The organism is Mesorhizobium sp. M2E.F.Ca.ET.209.01.1.1 (genome assembly GCF_004010375.2).
Classification (GTDB): Bacteria; Pseudomonadota; Alphaproteobacteria; order Rhizobiales; family Rhizobiaceae; genus Mesorhizobium.
This window is the reverse complement of record NZ_SADP02000013.1, coordinates 97473-117363: the sequence shown is the minus strand read 5'-3', so window position 1 is coordinate 117363 and position 19891 is coordinate 97473. Positions and strand designations below refer to the sequence as shown.

General features: G+C 65.4%; 19 protein-coding genes. 18 read left to right on the top strand and 1 reads right to left on the bottom strand.

Annotation, left to right across the window (positions count from 1 at the left end; translation table 11 throughout):
• Positions 1-22: 22 nt before the first annotated feature.
• From rplT to EN852_RS22970, 5 genes are all read left to right on the top strand, one after another.
• A complete protein-coding gene (gene rplT, locus EN852_RS22990) occupies positions 23-424 on the top strand; it encodes a 50S ribosomal protein L20 (RefSeq protein ID WP_071100686.1) in 402 nt (133 codons plus the stop codon).
• A 158-nt stretch (positions 425-582) separates the two neighbouring features.
• Positions 583-1680: a phenylalanine--tRNA ligase subunit alpha gene (gene pheS / locus EN852_RS22985; RefSeq protein WP_127877260.1), complete on the top strand. Its 1098-nt coding sequence runs from the start codon at positions 583-585 to the stop codon at positions 1678-1680.
• Positions 1677-2129: a GFA family protein gene (locus tag EN852_RS22980; RefSeq protein WP_112128988.1), complete on the top strand. Its 453-nt coding sequence runs from the start codon at positions 1677-1679 to the stop codon at positions 2127-2129. The genes pheS and EN852_RS22980 overlap by 4 nt, the downstream gene beginning before the upstream one ends.
• Entirely contained in the window at positions 2126-4534 is a 2409-nt protein-coding gene (gene pheT, locus EN852_RS22975) for a phenylalanine--tRNA ligase subunit beta (RefSeq protein ID WP_127877258.1), read from the top strand. The genes EN852_RS22980 and pheT overlap by 4 nt, the downstream gene beginning before the upstream one ends.
• 39 nt (positions 4535-4573) lie before the next feature.
• The gene (locus tag EN852_RS22970) at positions 4574-5176 is read left to right on the top strand and encodes a nucleotidyltransferase family protein (RefSeq protein WP_127877256.1); all 603 of its coding nucleotides are present in this window, start codon (positions 4574-4576) and stop codon (positions 5174-5176) included.
• A gap of 276 nt (positions 5177-5452) precedes the next feature.
• Here the strand turns inward: EN852_RS22970 and EN852_RS22960 are convergent, their stop codons facing one another.
• A complete protein-coding gene (locus EN852_RS22960) occupies positions 5453-6448 on the bottom strand; it encodes an aldo/keto reductase (protein ID WP_127877254.1) in 996 nt (331 codons plus the stop codon).
• 96 nt (positions 6449-6544) lie between these two features.
• Here EN852_RS22960 and EN852_RS22955 point away from each other — a divergent pair, with 96 nt between their 5' ends.
• The 13 genes from EN852_RS22955 to EN852_RS22890 all read left to right on the top strand — a co-directional run bounded on the left by EN852_RS22955 (position 6545) and on the right by EN852_RS22890 (position 19881).
• Complete coding sequence (locus EN852_RS22955) at positions 6545-7435, top strand: LysR family transcriptional regulator (RefSeq protein ID WP_127877252.1); 891 nt, start codon at positions 6545-6547, stop codon at positions 7433-7435.
• 301 nt (positions 7436-7736) lie between these two features.
• Positions 7737-8309 (top strand): cytochrome b, encoded by a 573-nt coding sequence (locus EN852_RS22945; protein ID WP_127877248.1) that lies wholly within the window; start codon positions 7737-7739, stop codon positions 8307-8309.
• A gap of 66 nt (positions 8310-8375) precedes the next feature.
• Positions 8376-8951, top strand: coding sequence for a YceI family protein (locus tag EN852_RS22940; protein WP_127866315.1), 576 nt, complete (start codon positions 8376-8378; stop codon positions 8949-8951).
• Positions 8952-9228: 277 nt separating this feature from the next.
• Positions 9229-10215, top strand: a complete 987-nt coding sequence (locus EN852_RS22935) for a Gfo/Idh/MocA family oxidoreductase (RefSeq protein WP_127877246.1) — start codon at positions 9229-9231, stop codon at positions 10213-10215.
• A 35-nt stretch (positions 10216-10250) separates the two neighbouring features.
• On the top strand, positions 10251-11906 hold the full coding sequence (locus EN852_RS22930; protein ID WP_127877244.1) for an FAD-binding dehydrogenase: 1656 nt from the start codon (positions 10251-10253) through the stop codon (positions 11904-11906).
• Positions 11907-11998: 92 nt separating this feature from the next.
• Complete coding sequence (locus EN852_RS22925) at positions 11999-12964, top strand: 2-dehydropantoate 2-reductase N-terminal domain-containing protein (protein ID WP_127877242.1); 966 nt, start codon at positions 11999-12001, stop codon at positions 12962-12964.
• A 104-nt stretch (positions 12965-13068) separates the two neighbouring features.
• On the top strand, positions 13069-13389 hold the full coding sequence (locus EN852_RS22920) for a hypothetical protein (protein WP_246694354.1): 321 nt from the start codon (positions 13069-13071) through the stop codon (positions 13387-13389).
• 31 nt (positions 13390-13420) lie between these two features.
• Positions 13421-14317 (top strand): RNA polymerase sigma factor, encoded by an 897-nt coding sequence (locus EN852_RS22915; RefSeq protein WP_127877240.1) that lies wholly within the window; start codon positions 13421-13423, stop codon positions 14315-14317.
• A gap of 183 nt (positions 14318-14500) precedes the next feature.
• Positions 14501-14812 (top strand): helix-turn-helix transcriptional regulator, encoded by a 312-nt coding sequence (locus EN852_RS22910; RefSeq protein WP_127866310.1) that lies wholly within the window; start codon positions 14501-14503, stop codon positions 14810-14812.
• The gene (gene hyfB, locus EN852_RS22905; protein WP_127877238.1) at positions 14809-16824 is read left to right on the top strand and encodes a hydrogenase 4 subunit B; all 2016 of its coding nucleotides are present in this window, start codon (positions 14809-14811) and stop codon (positions 16822-16824) included. Before EN852_RS22910 ends, hyfB begins: the two co-directional genes overlap by 4 nt.
• Positions 16815-17771 carry an NADH-quinone oxidoreductase subunit H gene (locus EN852_RS22900; protein WP_127877236.1) on the top strand — a complete coding sequence of 319 codons (957 nt, stop codon included), beginning with the start codon at positions 16815-16817 and terminating at the stop codon, positions 17769-17771. The genes hyfB and EN852_RS22900 overlap by 10 nt, the downstream gene beginning before the upstream one ends.
• Positions 17771-18433: a hydrogenase-4 component E gene (locus EN852_RS22895; protein ID WP_095819077.1), complete on the top strand. Its 663-nt coding sequence runs from the start codon at positions 17771-17773 to the stop codon at positions 18431-18433. The genes EN852_RS22900 and EN852_RS22895 overlap by 1 nt, the downstream gene beginning before the upstream one ends.
• Positions 18430-19881: a hydrogenase 4 subunit F gene (locus EN852_RS22890; RefSeq protein ID WP_127866307.1), complete on the top strand. Its 1452-nt coding sequence runs from the start codon at positions 18430-18432 to the stop codon at positions 19879-19881. Before EN852_RS22895 ends, EN852_RS22890 begins: the two co-directional genes overlap by 4 nt.
• Positions 19882-19891 lie beyond the last annotated feature (10 nt).

The window sequence follows — 19891 nt, the reverse complement described above, 5'->3', positions numbered from 1 at the left end:
AACGTTTTAAGGAGATCATGACATGGCACGCGTAAAGAGAGGCGTTACCGCCCACGCCAAGCACAAGAAGGTCCTGAAAGCCGCCAAGGGTTTCTACGGCCGCCGCAAGAACACCATCCGCATCGCCAAGCAGGCGGTTGAGAAGTCGCTGCAGTACGCCTACCGCGACCGCAAGAACCGCAAGCGCTCGTTCCGCGCGCTGTGGATCCAGCGCATCAACGCGGCGGTGCATGAGCACGGCCTGACCTATGGCCGCTTCATCGACGGCCTCAACAAGGCCGGCATCGAGATCGACCGCAAGATCCTTTCGGACATGGCCATCCACGAGCCGCAGGCTTTCGCCGCGCTGGTGGCCAAGGCCAAGGTCGCGCTCGAATATCTGAAGAACACCACGCCGAATGCTTTTGAGAGCGCTGTCGCCTAAGCCAGCGCTTCCCAAGCATTTCTAGTACTGATTTGGGGAACCCGCGCTGGCACGGCTGGCGCGGGTTCTTTTTTGGCCCCCGATGTAACCAAAATGGCACCCGCGTAACCAAAATCGTGACGCGCTGGCGCCAGCCACCGAATAGAAAGAATTTCGCCGTGAACGCCACCGCTGGAAATCTTGAAGCCCTGGAAGCTTCGTTGCTTGCCGAGATCGCGGCGGCCTCGGATGAGGCCGCAATCGAGGCGGTGCGCGTCTCGGCGCTGGGCAAGAAGGGCTCGGTCTCCGAAATGCTGAAGACGCTGGGCGCGATGAGCGCCGAGGAGCGGCAGGTGAAGGGCCCGGCGATCAACGGTTTGAAGAACCGCGTCACCGAGGCGCTCGCCCAGCGCAAGGCGGAGCTGAAGGATGTGGCGATCGCCGCCCGGCTCGCCGCCGAGAAGGTCGATGTCACGCTCCCTGTGCGCCAGTCGCCGGCCGAGCGCGGCCGCATCCATCCGATCAGCCAGGTGATCGACGAGATCGCGGCGATCTTCGGCGATCTCGGCTTCGCGATCGCCGAAGGGCCGGATATCGAGACCGACTATTACAATTTCACGGCGCTGAATTTCCCGGAAGGACATCCGGCGCGCGAGATGCACGACACCTTCTTCTTCCAGCCGGACGAGAAGGGCGAGCGCAAGCTGTTGCGCACTCATACCTCGCCCGTGCAGATCCGCACCATGGAGCGGCAGAAGCCGCCGATCCGCATCGTCATCCCCGGCAAGACCTACCGGCAGGATTCGGACGCCACGCACTCGCCGATGTTCCATCAGGTCGAGGGGCTGGTGGTCGACAAGACGGCCAATGTCGCCAACATGAAGTGGGTGCTGGAGGAGTTCTGCAAGGCCTTCTTCGAGGTGCCGTCGGTCAAGATGCGCTTCCGTCCGTCCTTCTTCCCGTTCACCGAGCCCAGCCTCGAGGTCGACATCCAGTGCGACCGCTCGCGTCCGGGCGAAGTGCGCTTCGGCGAAGGCTCCGACTGGATGGAGATCCTGGGCTGCGGCATGGTGCATCCGAACGTGCTGCGCGCCGGCGGGCTAGATCCCGACGAGTATCAGGGCTTTGCCTGGGGCATGGGCATCGACCGCATCGCCATGCTGAAATACGGCATGCCGGACCTGCGCGCCTTCTTCGACGCCGACGTGCGCTGGCTCAGCCACTACGGGTTCCGGCCGCTCGACCTGCCGACGTTGTTCGGGGGGCTGTCTGCATGACGGCACCACACACCGGCGGCTGCCGTTGCGGCGCGGTGCGGTTCGAGGCCTCGGCCGAGCCGCACCACATCAGCTATTGCCATTGCGGCGATTGCCGGCGCGCCAGCGGGGCGCCGGTGTCGGCCTTTGTCGGCTTCCTGGCCGATCAGGTCGCGCTCGAAGGCAAGTCGCTGAAAAGCTACCGCAACGGCCCGGTGGAGCGCTCCTTCTGCGGCATCTGCGGCTCGCCGATCGCCTATGTCGACCGGCGGCTCGACAACAAGATCTATTTCATGCTCGGCGCCATGGACATGCCGGCCTATTTCAAGCCGACGCTGCATGCCTATGTGCGCGAGCAACTGCCCTTCCTGCACATGCCGGACGATTTGCCCAGGCATCTGAAGACCAGCGTGCCCCGACCCAATCAACAAGGGCCCGAAGGGCAAGGACCAAACGGAACAGCACCATGAAATTCACCCTCTCCTGGCTCAAGGACCATCTCGAGACTGACGCCTCGCTTGCCGAGATCGTCGAGCGGCTGACCGCGATCGGCCTCGAAGTCGAACATGTCGACGACAAGGCCGGCCTGAAGCCCTTCGTCATCGCCAAGGTGCTGACGGCGGTGCAGCACCCCGACGCGGACCGGCTGCGCGTGCTTACCGTCGACACCGGCAACGGCAAGCCGCCGGTGCAGGTTGTGTGCGGGGCGCCGAACGCCCGCGCCGGCCTGATCGGCGCCTTCGCGGCGCCCGGCACCTATGTTCCGGGCATCGACGTGACGCTCTCGGTCGGCAAGATCCGCGGCGTCGAGAGCCATGGCATGATGTGCTCCGAGCGCGAGCTTCAAATCTCCGATGAGCATAACGGCATCATCGATTTGCCCGAGGACGCGCCGGTCGGCACCAGCTTCGCGGCTTACGCGCATCTCGACGATCCGGTCATCGAGATCAATTTGACGCCGAACCGGCCGGACGCGACCAGCGTCTACGGCATCGCGCGCGATCTCGCGGCGAGCGGGCTCGGCCGCCTCACCGGCGGCGCGATCATGCCGCATGCCGGCGAAGGCCTGTGCCCGGTCAAGGTCACGATCGAGGCGCCGGAGCTTTGCCAGGGCTTCGCGCTCAGGCTGGTCAAGGGCGTCAAGAACGGCCCGTCGCCGAAATGGCTGCAGCAGCGGCTGATCGCCATCGGGCTTCGCCCGATCAGCGCGCTGGTCGACATCACCAACTTCGTCACCTTCGACCGCGGCCGGCCGCTGCATGTGTTCGACGCGAAGAAGGTCGCCGGCAACCTCGTGGTGCGGCGCGCCAGGGACGGCGAAAAGGTGCTGGCGCTTGACGGCCGCGAATACACGCTGACGCCGGAAATGTGCGTGATCGCCGACGACAATGGCGTCGAATCGATCGCCGGCATCATGGGCGGCGAGCACTCGGGCTGCGACGAGAACACCACCGACGTGCTGATCGAATCGGCGCTCTGGGACCCGATCACCACGGCCCGCACCGGCCGCGCGCTCGGCATCATCACCGATGCGCGCTATCGCTTCGAGCGCGGCGTCGATCCGGAATTCATGGTGCCGGGCGTGGAGCTTGCGACCAAGCTGGTGCTCGATTTCTGCGGCGGCACGCCGAGCGAGATGGAGGTGGCGGGCTATGCCGGCCACAAGGCGAAAGTCGTCACCTTCCCGCTGTCGGAAGTGAAGCGGCTGACCGGCATCGAGGTGCCGAGGGAGGAAGCCCTCGGTATCCTGACCCGCCTCGGCTTCGAGCCGCAGGGCTCGGGCGACGTCGTCAAGGTGAAGGTGCCGTCCTGGCGGCCGGACATCGACGGCAAGGCCGACCTGGTCGAGGAGGTGATGCGCATCCACGGCGTCGACAACATCGCGCCGCAGCCGCTCACCTCGCATGACGCCGTCAACGGCAAGATCCTGACCACGCTGCAGGTGCGCACCCGCGCGGCCAAGCGGGCGCTCGCCGTGCGCGGCATGATGGAGGCCGCCACGTGGTCTTTCATCCCGGCAAAGCACGCCGAGCTGTTCGGCGGCGGCCAGAAGGCGCTGAAGCTCGCCAACCCGATCGCCGCCGACATGTCCGACATGCGGCCCTCGCTATTGCCCGGGCTGATCGCGGCCGCGCAGCGCAATGCCGACAAGGGCATCGGCGACGTGGCGCTTTTCGAAGTGTCGGGCACCTATGAGGGGGATGCGGCCGACCAGCAGCGGCGCGTTGCCGCCGGCGTCAGGCGCGGCACGGCGAAGCTCGAAGGTTCGGGCCGCAGCTGGGCCGGCAATGCCGGGCCGGTCGGCGTGTTCGACGCCAAGGCGGACGCGATCGCGGCACTGGAAGCCTGTGGCGCGCCGGTCGACCGACTGCAGATCGAGCCGGGCGGCCCGACCTGGTATCACCCGGGACGATCCGGCACGATCAAGCTCGGCCCCAAGACCGTGCTCGGCACTTTCGGCGAATTCCATCCGAAGACGCTGGACGGGCTGGACGCTTCAGGTCCGCTCTGCGGCTTCGAGGTGTTCGTCGACGCCGTGCCGGAGCCGAAGGCCAAGCCGACGCGCACCAAGCCGAAGCTGGAACTCTCGCCCTTCCAGGCGGTGAAGCGCGACTTCGCCTTCGTCGTCGACAAGACGGTCGAGGCCGGCACCCTGGTGCGGGCAGCACTTGCCGCCGACAAGAAGCTGGTCACCGGCGTTTCGGTGTTCGACGTTTTCGAGGGCGCCTCACTTGGCGAAGCCAAGAAGTCGATCGCCATCGAGGTCTCGATCCAGCCGGTCGAAAAAACCCTGACCGACGAGGATTTCGAGGCGCTGGCCAAGCGCATCGTCGAGAACGTCAGCAAGCAGACGGGTGGCGTGCTCAGAGCATAAGGCATTGCCGGCAGGTGGCGAATCGCCCTCCAAAGGGCGATGAGCCATCTCCGCTATTCCGGCCTGCCCTTCGAAGATCAGCGCGCGGCGTTCCTAAGGATCGTCGCGGCTGACCCGCTGTTGGCAGAGACGCTGGCGCGGGTGCGAGAACTTGCCTTGCCGGACTGGCTGGTGGTTTCCGGCGCGCTCTATAACAGCGTCTGGAACCATCTCACCGGCAAGCCACCGGGCTACGGCATCAAGGATGTCGACCTGTTCTATTTCGACGACGCCGACCTTTCCTACGAGGCCGAGGATGCGGTGATCCGCCGGGCGGCACGGCATTTCGAGGGGCTGCCGCTACCGGTCGAGGTGCGTAACCAGGCGCGGGTGCATCTGTGGTATCCGCAAAAATTCGGGCAGGAATGTCCGAGATACGCGAGTTCGAGCGAATCCATCAGCTATTTTGCGTCGAAGACGCATGCGGTTGGGGTGCGGTTCGGTGCTGACGGGGCGTTGGAGTTGGTGGCGCCGTTTGGGCTGGATGACGTCTTTTCGTTTCGCATCACGCCGAACAGGGCGCTGGATAATCAGCGGACGCATGAGGCGAAGGGGAAGCGGGCCAGGGAGTGCTGGCCGGAGATTGAAGTGGTGCCGTGGTAGGGGTGCAGAGATAAGATAGTCGGCGCGAGGCACCCCCTCTGCCCCGCCGAGCATCTCCCCCTCAAGGGGGGAGATTGGCAGTTTCGATGACGGCGCTCCCCTTGCAACGCTGGTGATTGGCGAAAGCAGATGCGACATCTGATCTCCCCCCTTGAGGGGGAGATGGCCGGCAGGCCAGAGAGGGGGGCCTCGCGCCTACCTCTCGCGTCTTTTAATTCGTGTGACATGCAAGAGAGGCGCCGCAGCGCCTCTCGGACTCACCTCCGCGGTGATTGCCTACCCATTCACCAGCGCCAGCAGTTCCTCCGTATAGCGCTTGCCGACCACCTTATCCGGCGACAACGCATCGCCGATCGCCGCGATTTCCGCCGCGCTCAGCTCAATCCCCGCAGCCGCCGTGTTCTGCTCCAGGTGGCGGATCTTCCGCGCGCCGGGGATGGGAACAATAAAATCGCCCTGGTGCAGGACCCAGGCGAGCGCCAGCTGCGCCGGGGTCACGCCCTTCTCGGCCGCCGTCTTCTCCAGCATCGCGACGACGGCGTTGTTGGCTGCCATCGCCTCGGCCTGGAAGCGCGGCAAGGTGAGGCGCCAGTCGCCGGCGCCGAGCACGTCGGGCTTGGCAATCGTGCCGGTGAGCAGGCCGCGGCCGAGCGGGCTGTAGGGGACGAAACCGATGCCCAGCTCGCGGCAGACGGCGAAGACCTCGTCCTCCGGATCGCGGCTCCACAGCGAATATTCGCTTTGCACCGCGGCGATCGGGTGCACGGCATGCGCCCGCCGCAACGTCGCGCCGCTCACCTCCGACAGGCCCAGCGCCCTCACCTTGCCCTCGCGCACCAGCTCGGCCATGGCGCCGACCGTGTCCTCGATCGGCACGTTCGGGTCGACACGGTGCTGGTAATAGAGGTCGATGACGTCGGTATCGAGCCGCTTCAGCGAAGCTTCCGCCACCGCCTTGACGTGCTCGGGGCGGCTGTCGACGCCTATGATGCGGTCGGTGCCCGAGCCGTGCTCGGAAATCTTGAAGCCGAATTTGGTGGCGATGGTGACCTTGTCGCGCACCGGCTTCAGCGCCTTGCCGAGCAGGATTTCGTTCTCGAACGGACCATAGACTTCGGCGGTGTCGAAGAAGGTCACGCCGATTTCGACGGCGCGGCGCAGCGTGGCGATGGCCTCCGCCTCCGGCTGGCCGCCATAGGCGAAGCTCATGCCCATGCAGCCAAGGCCGACGGGGAAGACTTCGAGTTCAGTTCCGAGTTTGCGGGTTTGCATGGCGCATCTCCTTGTTGCGATGGGCAGGAAATAAGGCCTTGCGGTCCGTTCGATAATCGGTTCTCATTTGCACGGCTTGTTCTAAAACATAGATCAATGAACCGCGCCAACCTCTCTCAGCTCGCCGTGCTTGCCACGGTCGCCCAATGCGCCAGCTTTCGCGGCGCCGCACGCGAGCTCGGCATAGCGCCCTCGGCCGTGAGCCACGCGGTGTCGAGCCTGGAAGCGCGGCTCGGCGTGCGGCTTCTGGCGCGCAGCACGCGCAGCGTCGCGCCGACCGAAGAAGGCGCACAGCTGCTTGAGCGGCTGCGCCCGGCGCTGTCCGAGATTGACCTGGCGCTGGAGACGGCGGTCGAGGCGCGCGACCGGCCGGCGGGCAATCTGCGGCTCACCGTGCCACGCACGGCCGCCCACCTGACGCTCACGCCCAGGCTCGGCGCCTTCGCCACAGCCTATCCCGACATCGTGCTGGAGATCGTCATCGAGGATCGCTTCACCGATGTGGTCGAAGGCGGCTTCGACGCCGGCGTGCGGCTCGGCGAAAGCCTGCAGCGCGACATGATTGCGGTACGCATCGGCCCCGATCTTCGCGGCGCGGTGGTCGCCGCGCCATCCTATTTCGCGACGATGCCGAAACCGCGCCATCCGCGCGACCTCGCCGACCACTGCTGCATCCGCTTCCGCTTCTCCAGCGGCATCCTCTACCGCTGGGAATTCGAGAAGGACGGCGAGGAAATCGAGATCGCCGCGCAAGGGCCGCTGATCCTCGACGAAGACCACCTGATCGCCCAGGCGGCGGTCGACGGCGCCGGCCTTGCCTTCGTCTTCGAGCCTTATGTCCGCGCGGCACTTGCCGACGGACGGCTGATCCGCGTGCTGGAGGATTGGTGCCCGACTTTCGAGGGTTTCTTCGTTTATTATCCCAGCCGCCGGCAGATGCGGCCGGCGCTGAGGGCGTTCGTGGATTTCTTCAAGGTGAGCGGGTAGGCACGGACAAGGTCGCCGGTTCAAGGTGAAAGGCGAACTTGTCAACGTCGGCGCTGCCCCTCATCTGCCTGCCGGCATCTTCTCCCCGTTGAACGGGGAGAAGGAAGATGTCGCCGGCGGTTTCGCCAATCGCCAACGCGGCAAGAAAGAACGCCAGCGTCGCGGCCAGCCCCTTTCTCCCCGTTCACGGGGAGAAATGCCCGGCAGGGCAATGAGGGGCGGCGCCGGCTTCTGGAATTGTCTCGGGGACGAGGCATAGGATAGTTCGGAAGAAAGCTGATCTCGGCGGCGTTCTTCGGCCATGCAGACATCCCTCACCAACACCCCTACCCGCTATGGCTGGGCGATGATAGTCCTGCACTGGCTGATCGGCGTCATCTTCATCGGCCAGTTCGCGCTCGGCTATGTCATGGTGCGAACGACAAGCCAGCGGACGTCCTTCGAGCTGATCCAGCTGCACAAATCCTTCGGCTTCCTGCTGCTTGGCCTGATCATCCTGCGCATCGCCTGGCGGCTCGGCAACGCGGCGCCCGCATTGCCGGCCTCGGTCGGCACGCTGGAGCGCAGAACCGCGCCGTTGGCGCATTTCGCGCTCTATGCCTTCCAGATCGCGCTGCCGCTCTCCGGCTGGGCGCTGGTCTCGGTGTCGACGCTGGAAATCCCAACCATGCCCTTCAACCTGTTCGTGATGCCCAACCTGCCCTTGGCCGAATCCGACGCTTCGGAGAGCTTTTGGACGTCCGCGCATTGGTATCTCGCTTATGCCGGCATCGCGCTGGTGGCGCTGCATATCGCGGCGGCGCTGCGCCATCATTTCCTGCTGCGCGACAACGTGCTGACGCGCATGATCACACCTTCGTCAGGCGGGGAATAGAACCGCGCCATCATTCGTTGGTGGGGCGAGAACGCAGAAAATGCGTATCTGCGGAAGGAAAAAACCATGAACGCGCGCATCCTCGGATTGGCGGCTTTTGCCGCTTGCCTCGCCGTGCCTGCCGTTGCCGCGGTGGCGCTCAGCGACGCCGCCGGCAGCTACACGATCAGCCCGTCGGGCTCCTCGATCCGCTTCACCATCGGCAAGGCCGGCGGTGGCGGTTTCGACGGCGCTTTCGGCCGTTTCAAGGGCACGATCCGTATCGACAATGGCGATGTCGGCCGCTCCAAGGTCGACCTCACCATCTATCCCGAGAGCGTCGGCACCGGGCAGGGCCGCATCGACGCGTTCCTGCGCTCCGACGCAGTCTTCGACGCCGCCAACAATCCGGAAATCCAGTTCCGCTCGACCAGCGTGACCCGCACCGGCGACACGACGGCGGTCGTTACCGGCCGGCTGACGGCGCGCGGCAAGACGTTCCCGGAAAAGTTCACCGCCGAGCTCGGCGGGCTGAAATCCGGCACGATCAAATTCCACGTCACCGGCAAGGTGCTCAGGTCGCGCTACGGCATGGATGTCGGCACGCCGCTCTATTCCAATGTCGTCGACTTCGACATGACGCTGACGGGGAGAAGGGGCTGAGCGCCATTTCCTCGCCCCCGCAACGCGGGGGAGAGGTGGCTCGGGCGAAGCCCGAGACGGAGCGGGGGACGCCCTATGCGACGGCAGAGCCTTCGCAGAATTGTGCTGTGGTGACCACTCTGAAGTCAGCACCCTACGAAGGCCCCTCTCCGTCCCGGCTTCGCCGGGCCACCTCTCCCCACTGCGTGGGGCGAGGAAGGTGCGCCGCGTCTCTCATTGGCTTTTCCGTCGATTTCGGGCAAACCTCGTCGCCTGTAAACCGACATGGAGAAGCGTGATGTTCCGATGGGGTGTTCTGTCGACGGCCAAGATCGGCCGCGAGCAGCTTTTGCCGGCAATCGTGGATTCGGAGAACGGCATCCTGTCGGCGATCGCCAGCCGCGACCTGTCGAAGGCCAAGGCGCTGGGCGAGCGTTTCGGCGCGCGCCATGCCTTCGGCTCCTATGAGGAGCTGCTTGCCTCGCCGGATGTCGACGGCGTCTACATTCCGCTGCCGACCTCGCAGCATGTCGAATGGACGGCCAAAGCAATCGAAGCCGGGAAGCACGTGCTGGTGGAAAAACCTCTGGCGCTCGACGCCAAGGACATCCCGCCACTGATCAAGCTGCGCGACCAGAAGAAGGTGCTGGTCTGCGAGGCCTTCATGGTCGTCTACCACCCGCAATGGATCAAGGTGCGCGATCTCATCGCCGGCGGTGCCATCGGCCGGCTGCGCCACGTGCAGGGCGCGTTCTCCTACTACAATGTCGACCCCAACAACATGCGCAACAAGCTCGATCTGGGCGGCGGCGCGCTGCCCGATATCGGCGTCTATCCGACGGTGTCGACGCGCTTCTCGACCGGCAAGGAGCCGATCCGCGTGCAGGCGACGATCAAGCGCGACAAGACCTTCGGCACCGACATCTATTCCTCGATCCGCGCCGATTTCGGCGACTTCGAATTGTCCTTCTATCTGTCGACGCAAATGGCGGCGCGCCAGGTGATGGTGTTCCACGGCGAGAAAGGCTTCATCGAGGTCTTCGGCCCGTTCAATGCCGGGCTCTACGAGCACCACCGCATCGAATTGCACAACCAGAACCATACCGAGGCGCAGGTGTTCCGCTTCCCCGGCACGCAGCAATACCGGCTGGAATGCGAGGCCTTCGTGCGGGCGGCACAGGGCGGCAAGGACCGCGTCTTCACGCTGGAGGAATCGGTGCTCAACCAGAAAGTCATCGACGCCATCTTCCGCGCCGGCGAAAAGGACGGCTGGGAAACCGTCTGAACGCGATAAATTCGCCGGCTAATTCGGGAGGAAAAATGGCTGACGCGGACGTGATCATTGTCGGCGCGGGGCTGGCCGGCCTGGTCGCCGCCGCCGAGCTGACCGACGCCGGCAAGAAAATCATCATCGTCGACCAGGAGCCGGAGCAGTCGCTGGGCGGCCAGGCCTTCTGGTCCTTCGGCGGATTGTTCCTGGTCGATTCGCCGGAGCAGCGGCGCATGCGCATCCGCGATTCGCACGACCTCGCGCTCGAGGACTGGATGGGCTCGGCCGCCTTCGACCGTCCGGAGGATTTCTGGCCGCGCAAATGGGCCGAGGCCTATGTCGGCTTCGCCGCCGGCGAGAAGCGTTCCTGGCTGATCGAGAGGGGCTTAAAATTCTTCCCCGTCGTCGGCTGGGCCGAACGCGGCGGCGGCAACGCGGTCGGCCACGGCAATTCGGTGCCGCGCTTCCACATCACCTGGGGTACCGGACCCGGCGTGCTCGAACCTTTCGTACTGCGTGTGCGCGAGGCGCAGAAGCGCGGGCTGGTCCAGTTCAAATTCCGCCACCGCGTCAACGAGATCGTCCGTACCGGCAACACCGTGACCGGCGTGCGCGGCGACGTGCTGGAACCGAGCAGTGTCGAGCGCGGACATAAGAGCTCGCGCGCCGTGGCCGGAGAATTCGAGCTTAGCGCGCAGGCGGTGATCGTCGCTTCCGGCGGCATCGGCGGCAATCACGAGCTGGTGCGCAGGAATTGGCCTGAGCGCCTGGGCACGCCGCCCAAGCGCATGATCACCGGCGTGCCGGACCATGTCGACGGGCGCATGCTGGCGATCACCGAGGCCGCGGGCGGAAGGATCATCAACCGCGACCGCATGTGGCACTATGTCGAGGGCATCAAGAACTGGGCGCCGATCTGGTCCGAGCACGCCATCCGCATCCTGCCCGGCCCGTCCTCGCTCTGGCTCGACGCGCGCGGCAAACGCCTGCCGGTGCCGCTCTATCCGGGCTTCGACACGCTCGCCACGCTCAGCCACATCATGGGTACCGGCTTCGACTATTCCTGGTTCATCCTGACCAAGAAAATCATCCAGAAGGAGTTCGCGCTCTCGGGCTCCGAGCAGAATCCTGACCTGACGGGAAAAAGCTGGCGGCAGGTGCTGGGCCGCGCGACCTCTGGCATTCCCGGCCCGGTGAAAGCCTTCATGGAAAAGGGCGAGGATTTTATCGTCGAGGCCGATCTTTCGAATCTGGTGGCGCGCATGAACACGCTGGCCGGCGGCGAGCCGCTGCTGGACGTCGCCCAGGTCGAGCGCGAGATCCGCGCCCGCGACATGCAGCTCGACAACCCCTTCTCCAAGGACGCGCAGATCACGGCACTGCGCGGCGCGCGCACCTATCTCGGCGACAAGCTGATCCGCACGGCCAGGCCGCACAAGATGCTCGACCCGGCGAACGGCCCGCTGATTGCGGTGCGCCTCAACATCCTCACCCGCAAGACGCTGGGCGGGCTCGAGACCGACCTCGACAGCCGGGTGCTCGATGCCACTGGACAGCCGGTGCCGGGCCTCTATGCGGTGGGCGAAGTGGCCGGCTTCGGCGGCGGCGGCCTGCATGGCTATGCGGCGCTGGAAGGCACCTTCCTCGGCGGCTGCATCTTCTCCGGCCGCAACGCGGGACGGGCGGCGGCGGCCACGATTGCGTGAACGGAGGATGCGGGTGATCGCCGGTTCAGCGACAACGCTGTAGGCTTTTCCGGTCAATCGTTGTCGACCGAACTCCAATCAGCGGGAAGAGCATGCGTATCATCGTCTATGGCATCGGCGCGATCGGCGGCGCCATCGCGGCCCAGCTGAGTTTTTCCGGCCATACGGTCCTCGGCATCGCCCGCGGCAGGCAGCTCGACGCCATCCGCGCCTCGGGGCTGTCGCTTTCCACCCCGCAAGGCACCAGGACCGCGCACTTTCCTGTCCACGCCGACCCGTCGGAGATTTCCTTCGAGCCGAACGATGTCGTGCTGCTGACGATGAAGACGCCAGATACGCTCGGCGCGCTGCAACGGCTCAACGCCGCCGGCTTGGCCGAGCAGCCGGTGTTCTGCTTCCAGAACGGCGTCGCCAACGAGGCGCTGGCCCTGCGCTTCTTCGCCAATGTCTATGGCGCGACAGTGATGCTGCCGGCGGACTACGACACGCCCGGCGAGGTCGCGGCCTATTTCGCGCCCAAGATCGGGGCCTTCGACATCGGCCGCTATCCTTCCGGAACCGACAGCACCGTCGAGAAACTGTGCCGGATACTCAGCGCGTCCGGCTTCATCGCCGAAGCCAGGGACAATGTGATGGAGAGCAAATACCGCAAGCTGCTGGCCAATCTTCGCAACATCATTGACGCTGCGCTCGAGGACGCCGAGCTTCAGCGGAAATGGTATGCTCGGGCGCTCGCCGAGGCGGAGGCGGTGCTGACCGCCGCCGGAATCGCGTGGGACCAAACCGACGCCATGGCCCGCGAGGAACTGACCATAACCGCCATTCCCGGCCGGACGCGAGTCGGGTCGTCGACGCTGCAGAGCATCGTGCGCGGGACGGGCTCCCTCGAAACCGACTTCCTCAACGGCGAGATCGTGCTGCTCGGGCGGCTGCACGGCATGGCGACGCCGGTCAACGCAGCCCTGTGCAAACTGTCGATCGAGCTGGCCAGCGGCCGGATGCAGCCGCAATCGGCCAGCGACGACACGATCGCCTCCATGATCGGCGCGCCCGGCTGAACCGGCTGATCGCCGGAGGCGATCAAAAGATAGAGCCCAGCCTGAGAATCCTTTCGAGCCCATGGAACGTCTTCCTCATGCAGACCCGCAAACAGGAGACGACCATGACCTATAATCTCATCCGTTACGGCGTGAAGGAAGCCGGCATCGCCGAAAACCGGGCGCTGGTGGAAAAAGTGTTCGAGGCGCTGGACGAAGCGCAGCCGCAATCCGTACGCTATCTGGTGCTCGAACTCGATAATGGCGAATTCGTCCATCTTGTCGGCTATGACAAGGACAGCTCGGCACTGACCGAACTCGACACGTTCAAGCTGTTTGGCGCCGATCACGCCGGGCGGCGTTCGACGCCGCTGGTGAGGTCGCCGGCGAAGATCGTCGGCAATTATCGTATGCTGGCCAGGGCCGATGAGGCCGCGCCCGCCTGACCTTGGCATCGGCGAGGCGAGAAAGAGGACGATGAGCTTGGCAGGGTTCGGCCGTGCGGAACTTGAAGCCATGCTCGTCGGCCTGCGCCCGAAACTGCACCGCTACGCCGCGCGTATGGCCGGCTCGTCGATCGAGGGCGAGGACATCGTGCAGGAGGCGGTGGTGAAGGCGCTCGCCGCCCATGACGGCGGCGCCCTGGTCGAACGACCGGAGCAGTGGCTGTTCCGCATCGCCCACAATGCGGCGCAGGATCACCTGCGCCGCCGCCAGCGGGAGCGCTCGCGCATGACCGAAGCCGACATGACCGGAATTGAGGATATCTCCGCCAACGCGGAGATTCGGCTCGCGGCGGCGGCAAGCCTGCGCAGCTTCATGCGGCTTACGCCGGCGCAGCGCAGTGCCGTGATCCTGGTCGACGTGCTTGGCCTCACCTTGCATGAGACCTGCGAGGTGACGGGCGCGACACTTGCCGCCACCAAGGCGGCACTGCATCGCGGCCGGGCTGAGTTGAAGGCGCTGGCTTCGGCGCCGGCCGACGTCGCGATGCCAAAACTCGAACCGGAAGAGGAGCGCCGGCTGCGCCGCTACATCGACCTGTTCAACGCGCGCGATTTCGACGGGGTCAGGGCGCTGATCGCCGAGGACGTCCAGGTCGACGTCGTCAACCGCACCCGCCTCAACGGCAAGAAGGAAGCCTCGACCTATTTCGGCAATTACGAGCGGCTCGGCGATTGGGCGTTGTCGCTCGGCTTCGTAGAGGCCCGGCCTGCGATCCTGATCCGAAACCCGCAGGCGGGCGGAGCGCCGCGCGGCTTCATGCTGATCGAATGGCGCGGCGAAGAAGTCGTCCAAATCCGCGATTTCCGCCACGCCCCTTACTGCATCGCGGAGGCCGACGTCCTCTTGGTCCTCAGCGAACAAGAGTAACCGGCTCCGGGCCGCGTTTGCGCCTTCGAATCGATCTCCCGCCGGCAAACGCTCATTAACCGACCGACAACTTCAGCACCATCAACATCGATGTTTTAAACGTCAATCCTTGACGATAAGACATTTTAATGTAGGCTGCAGCACCGAGACCTCATATCTCAGAACTGAACAAGAGAGTCGCCGGTGATAACCGCTCCGCAATTGCGCGCAGCAAGATCGCTGCTCGGCATCGATCAACGGCGGCTTGCCGAGTGGTCCGGCCTGTCGCTGCCGACAATCCAGCGCATGGAAGCCAGCGGCTCGATCATCCGGGGCAATGTCGATTCGCTGATGAAGCTGATCGCGGCGCTCGAGGGGGCCGGCATCGAACTGATCGGCGAAGGCGCGGCCAGCCAAGGCGGCGGTCGCGGCGTTCGGCTGAAGGCCGGCTTCGATCCCGCCAAGGCGTCCGGAACCGTTGGCGACGACGCCGAGCCGGGCGGGAGCATGCCGTGAATTCGACTGTCGCCCTCCTGTTGTGCGGTCCTGCCGCGCTTCTGGCAACAGCCATATTGGCCGCGGCCGCCAGCCGGCTCGCCGCCGCGACTCGGCTGGTCTATGGCGCGACGCTTGCCATTTCAGCCGTGCTGCTCGCGACTGCCGCCAGCCATCTCGCCGGCAACCCCGGCGAGGCCTCCGCCACCTTGCCGCTCGGCCTGCCCTGGACCGGCGCCCGGTTCCGCCTCGACGGCCTGTCGGCGTTCTTTCTCGTCGTCGTCAATTTGGGCGGCACGATCACCAGCCTCTACGGTCTCGGCTATGGCCGGCATGAATCCCAGCCGCATCGGGTTCTGCCGTTCTATCCCGCCTTCCTCGCCGGCATGAACCTCGTGGTGCTGGCCAACGACGCCTTCAGCTTCCTGTTGTCCTGGGAATTCATGTCGCTCGCCTCCTGGGCGCTGGTCATGGCGCATCACCGCGATGAGGCCAACCGGCGGGCCGGCTACATCTACCTGGTGATGGCAAGCTTCGGCACGATGGCGCTGCTGCTTGCCTTCGGCCTGCTGGCCGGGCCGGCGGGAACCTATGCGTTCGACGCGATGCGGACGGCGCATCCCGATCGGTTCGCCGCCGGCGCGGTGCTGGTGCTCATGCTGCTTGGCGCCGGCTCCAAGGCCGGCCTCGTGCCGCTGCATGCCTGGCTGCCGCTTGCCCATCCGGCAGCGCCCAGCCACGTCTCGGCGCTGATGAGCGGCATCATGACGAAGGTCGCCATCTATGGCTTCGTCCGCGTGGTGTTCGACCTGCTTGGCGAGCCAGCATGGTGGTCGGGCGTGGCGGTGCTTCTCATCGGCGGCGTGACGGCGGTGCTGGGCATCCTGCACGCGCTGATGGAAAAGGACCTCAAACGGCTGCTTGCCTATTCGACCATCGAGAATATCGGCGTCATCTTCGCCAGCCTCGGCCTTGCGCTGGCCTTCAAGGCGAACGGCATGGCGTCGGCGGCCGCGCTGGCCTTCACCGCGGCGCTCTTCCATGTGCTCAACCATTCCTTCTTCAAGAGCCTGCTGTTCTTCGGCGCCGGCGCCGTGCTCTCGGCAACCGGCGAACGCGATATGGAAAAGCTCGGCGGCCTCATCCATCGCCTGCCGGTCACCAGCTTCGTCTTCCTGATCGGCTGCGTCTCGATCTCGGCGCTGCCGCCCTTCAACGGCTTTGCCTCCGAATGGCTGGTCTTCCAGGCCATATTGCGTAGCCCCGAGCTGCCGCAATGGGGTCTGAAGGTGATCGTGCCCGCGGTCGGCGGCATGCTGGCGCTGTCGGCGGCCCTGGCCGCGGCCTGCTTCGTCAAGGCATTCGGCATCACCTTCCTTGGCCGGGCGCGGTCGGCGGCGGTGGAACGCGCGCGCGAAGTCGATCGCTGGTCACTGGCGGCGATGGCCGTGCTTGCGGCCTTCTGCCTGCTCGCCGGCATCCTGCCAGGCTTCGTCATCGATAGCCTGTCGACTGTGACGCTTCCGCTCGTCGGCGAGCGCATGCCGGTCCAGATGGCGCAGCCCTGGCTGTCGATCGTGCCGATCGCCGAAAGCCGCAGCTCCTATAACGGCCTGCTGGTGTTCGTCTTCATCACCATCTCGGCGTCGCTCGCGGCCTTCTTCATTCACCGCTTCGCCTCGCATGCGCTGCGCCGGGGCATCGCATGGGGATGCGGCTTCCCGGACGCGGTGCCGGCCGCGCAATACACGGCCGTCAGCTTCGCGCAGCCCATTCGCCGCGTCTTCGGCGGCTTCGCCTTCCGCTCGCGCGAGATGGTGGACATGCCGGCTCCAGGCGCCCTCGAGCCGGCGCGACTCAAGGTGGAGATGCATGATGTGGCCTGGGAGATCTTCTATCAGCCGATCACCGGCGCGATCGATTTCGCCACCGAGCGGCTGAACCACCTGCAGTTCCTGACCATCCGCCGCTACCTGACGCTGGTCTTCCTCTACCTCGTCATCCTGCTTCTGGTGCTCGCGCTATGGCCGTGATCTTTGAGCTGGCCGTGCAGGGCGCGCAGATGCTGGTCGTGCTTCTGCTGTCGCCGCTTCTGATCGGCTTTGTGCGCAAGGTGAAGGCGAGGCTGGTCAGGCGGCAGGGGCCTTCGCTGATCCAGCCCTATCGCGACCTCGTCAGGCTGATGCGCAAGGAGGTCGTGCTGGCGGACAATGCGTCCTGGCTGTTCCGCGTGACGCCCTACCTCATCTTTGCCGCCACCTGGGTCGCAGCCGCGCTCGTCCCGACATTCGCCACCGGCCTCGAATTCAGCTGGACCGCCGACCTCATCGTCATCGTGGCGCTGCTTGGCAGCGCGCGCTTCTTCCAGGCGCTGGCCGGGATGGATGTCGGCACCAGCTTCGGCGGCCTCGGCGCCAGCCGCGAGGTGATGATCGCGTCGCTCGCCGAACCGGCGATGCTGCTCATCGTGTTCAGCCTGGCGCTGCTGGCCGGCGCCACGCAGCTCTCGACGGTCGCCGCCTTCATGGGCTCACCTGAAGTCGGATTGCGGGTATCGCTCGGCATGTCGCTGATCGCCTTGGTTATGGTGGCGATCGCCGAGAATGCGCGCATACCGGTGGACAATCCGGCCACGCATCTGGAGCTCACCATGGTGCATGAGGCGATGATCCTGGAATATTCCGGCCGCCATCTGGCGATGATCGAGCTCGCCACCTTCCTCAAGCTGCTGCTCTACATGTCGCTGATCGCCTGCGTCTTCCTGCCCTGGGGGCTGGCCGGCGCAAGCGCGGGGCCGAAAGCACTGGCCATCGGCGCCGCCGCCTATCTCTGCAAGCTCGCCGTGCTTGCCATCCTGCTTGCCGTGTTCGAGACCGCGGTCGCCAAGATGCGTGTCTTCCGCGTGCCGGACTTCCTGGGCGCGGCGCTGATGCTGGCGCTGCTCGGCACGCTTTTGCTGTTCGTCTCGCGGAGCCTGTGATGAACGGTCTCACCTTCGACATCGCCCATCTGCTCGCCGGCAGCCTGGTGCTGATCTCCTTCATGATGCTCTACCAGGACCGCCTGTTCGCGCTGATCAACGTCTTTGCGCTGCATGCCGTCGTGCTTGCGCTTTCGGTGGCCTGGCAGGCTTATATCCAGGATGCACATCATCTCTACATCACCGCGGCAATTGCGCTGGTCTTCAAGGCGATCGTCATTCCCGTCGGGCTGCATCGCATCATCCAGAGGCTCGGCATCCACCGCGACATCGAGACCGCGGTCGGCATCGGCCCGACCATGCTTGCCGGGATCGGGCTGGTGACGCTCTCCATGGTGCTGATGCTTCGGGTGACGCCCGAGGCCGACCCGCTCGCCCGCGAGGACCTCGCCTTCGCGCTGTCGATCATCCTGCTGGGCCTGCTGGTGATGGTCACCAGGCGCAACGCCGTCAGCCAGGTCGTCGGCTTCATGTCGCTGGAGAATGGCCTGGTGCTGGCCGCCACCGGCGCCAAGGGCATGCCGCTGGTCGTCGAGATCAGCGTCGCCTTCTCGATCCTGATCGCCTTCATCGTCATCGGCGTCTTCCTGTTCCGCATCCGCGAACGGTTCGATTCGGTCGATATCGGCGCGCTCGACGACTACCGGGGAGAACGCCGGTGAGCGGGTTTTCCTTCGACGCCGTGGCCGCGATCCTTTTCATCCCAGCGGGCGCCGCGGCTATCCTGGCGGCAATGCCGAACTACAAGATGACGGCCCTCGTGAACGTCATCGCCAGCCTGCTCACCTTGCTCGCGGCGCTGTCGCTGTTCGTCACCGACCGGCCGGCGCCGGGACAATATCTGCTGGTCGACGACCTCAACATCGTCTTCATCGTGCTCAACACATTCGTCGGCTTCACCACCAGCGTGTTCAGCGCGTCCTACATCGCGCATGAGCTGGAAACCGGCCGGCTGACGGCGCCGAACCTGCGCTTCTACCACGCCATGTACCAGATCATGATGTTCGGCATGAACCTGGCCTTCGTGTCGAACAATATCGGCCTGATGTGGGTCGCGGTGGAGCTTGCCACGCTGACCACCGTGCTGATGGTCGGCATCTACCGGACGCATGAGGCGCTGGAAGCGGCATGGAAATATTTCATCCTCGGCAGCGTCGGCATCGCGCTCGCTCTCTTCGGCACAATCCTCGTCTACATGGCCGCGCAGCCGGTCGTCGGCGAGGGCACCAACGCCATGGTCTGGTCGGTGCTGATCGAAAAGGCGGCGCATTTCGATCCCGCGCTGCTCAGCGTCGCCTTCATCTTCCTGCTGCTCGGCTACGGCACCAAGGTCGGGCTCGCGCCGCTGCATGCCTGGCTGCCCGACGCGCATGCCGAGGGCCCGACGCCGATCTCGGCGGTGCTGTCGGGCCTGCTGCTCAACGTCGCGCTCTACGCCGTGCTGCGCTTCAAGCTTCTGCTCGCGGCGAGCCCGCAGGCGATCGGGCCCGGGCCGCTGATGGTCACGATGGGGCTGACCTCGCTGATCTTCGCGGCCTTCATGCTCTACCGCCGCCGCGACATCAAACGCCTGTTCGCCTATTCCTCGATCGAGCATATGGGCATCATCGTCTTCGCCTTCGGCATGGGCGGTCCGCTCGCCAACTTCGCCGGCCTGCTGCACATGGTCATGCACAGCCTGACCAAATCGGCTATTTTCTTCGCCGTCGGCCATATCGCGCAGGTCAAGGGCACGCAGAAGATCTCTGAGATCAGGGGTCTGACCGAAAGCCATCCCGGGCTTGGCTGGGCGCTGGTCATCGGCGTCGTGGCCATCGCCGGCCTGCCGCCGCTCGGCATCTTCATGAGCGAGTTCCTGGTCGTCAGCTCGACTTTCGCCAGGCATCCTTGGCTGGCGATCCCGCTGGTGTTCGGGCTGCTCATCGCCTTCGGGGCACTGTTGCTGCGGCTGACCGGCGTCGCCTTCGGCGAGCCGCGCGGTGGCATGGCGCCGGTCGAGGCGTCCTATGTGCCGATGTATTCGCATCTCGCTCTGGTGTTTGCCGCCGGCATCTATCTGCCGGCGCCGCTGGTGGCGTGGTTCCAGCACGTCGCCGGTATCCTGGGGTAGGCGCATGACC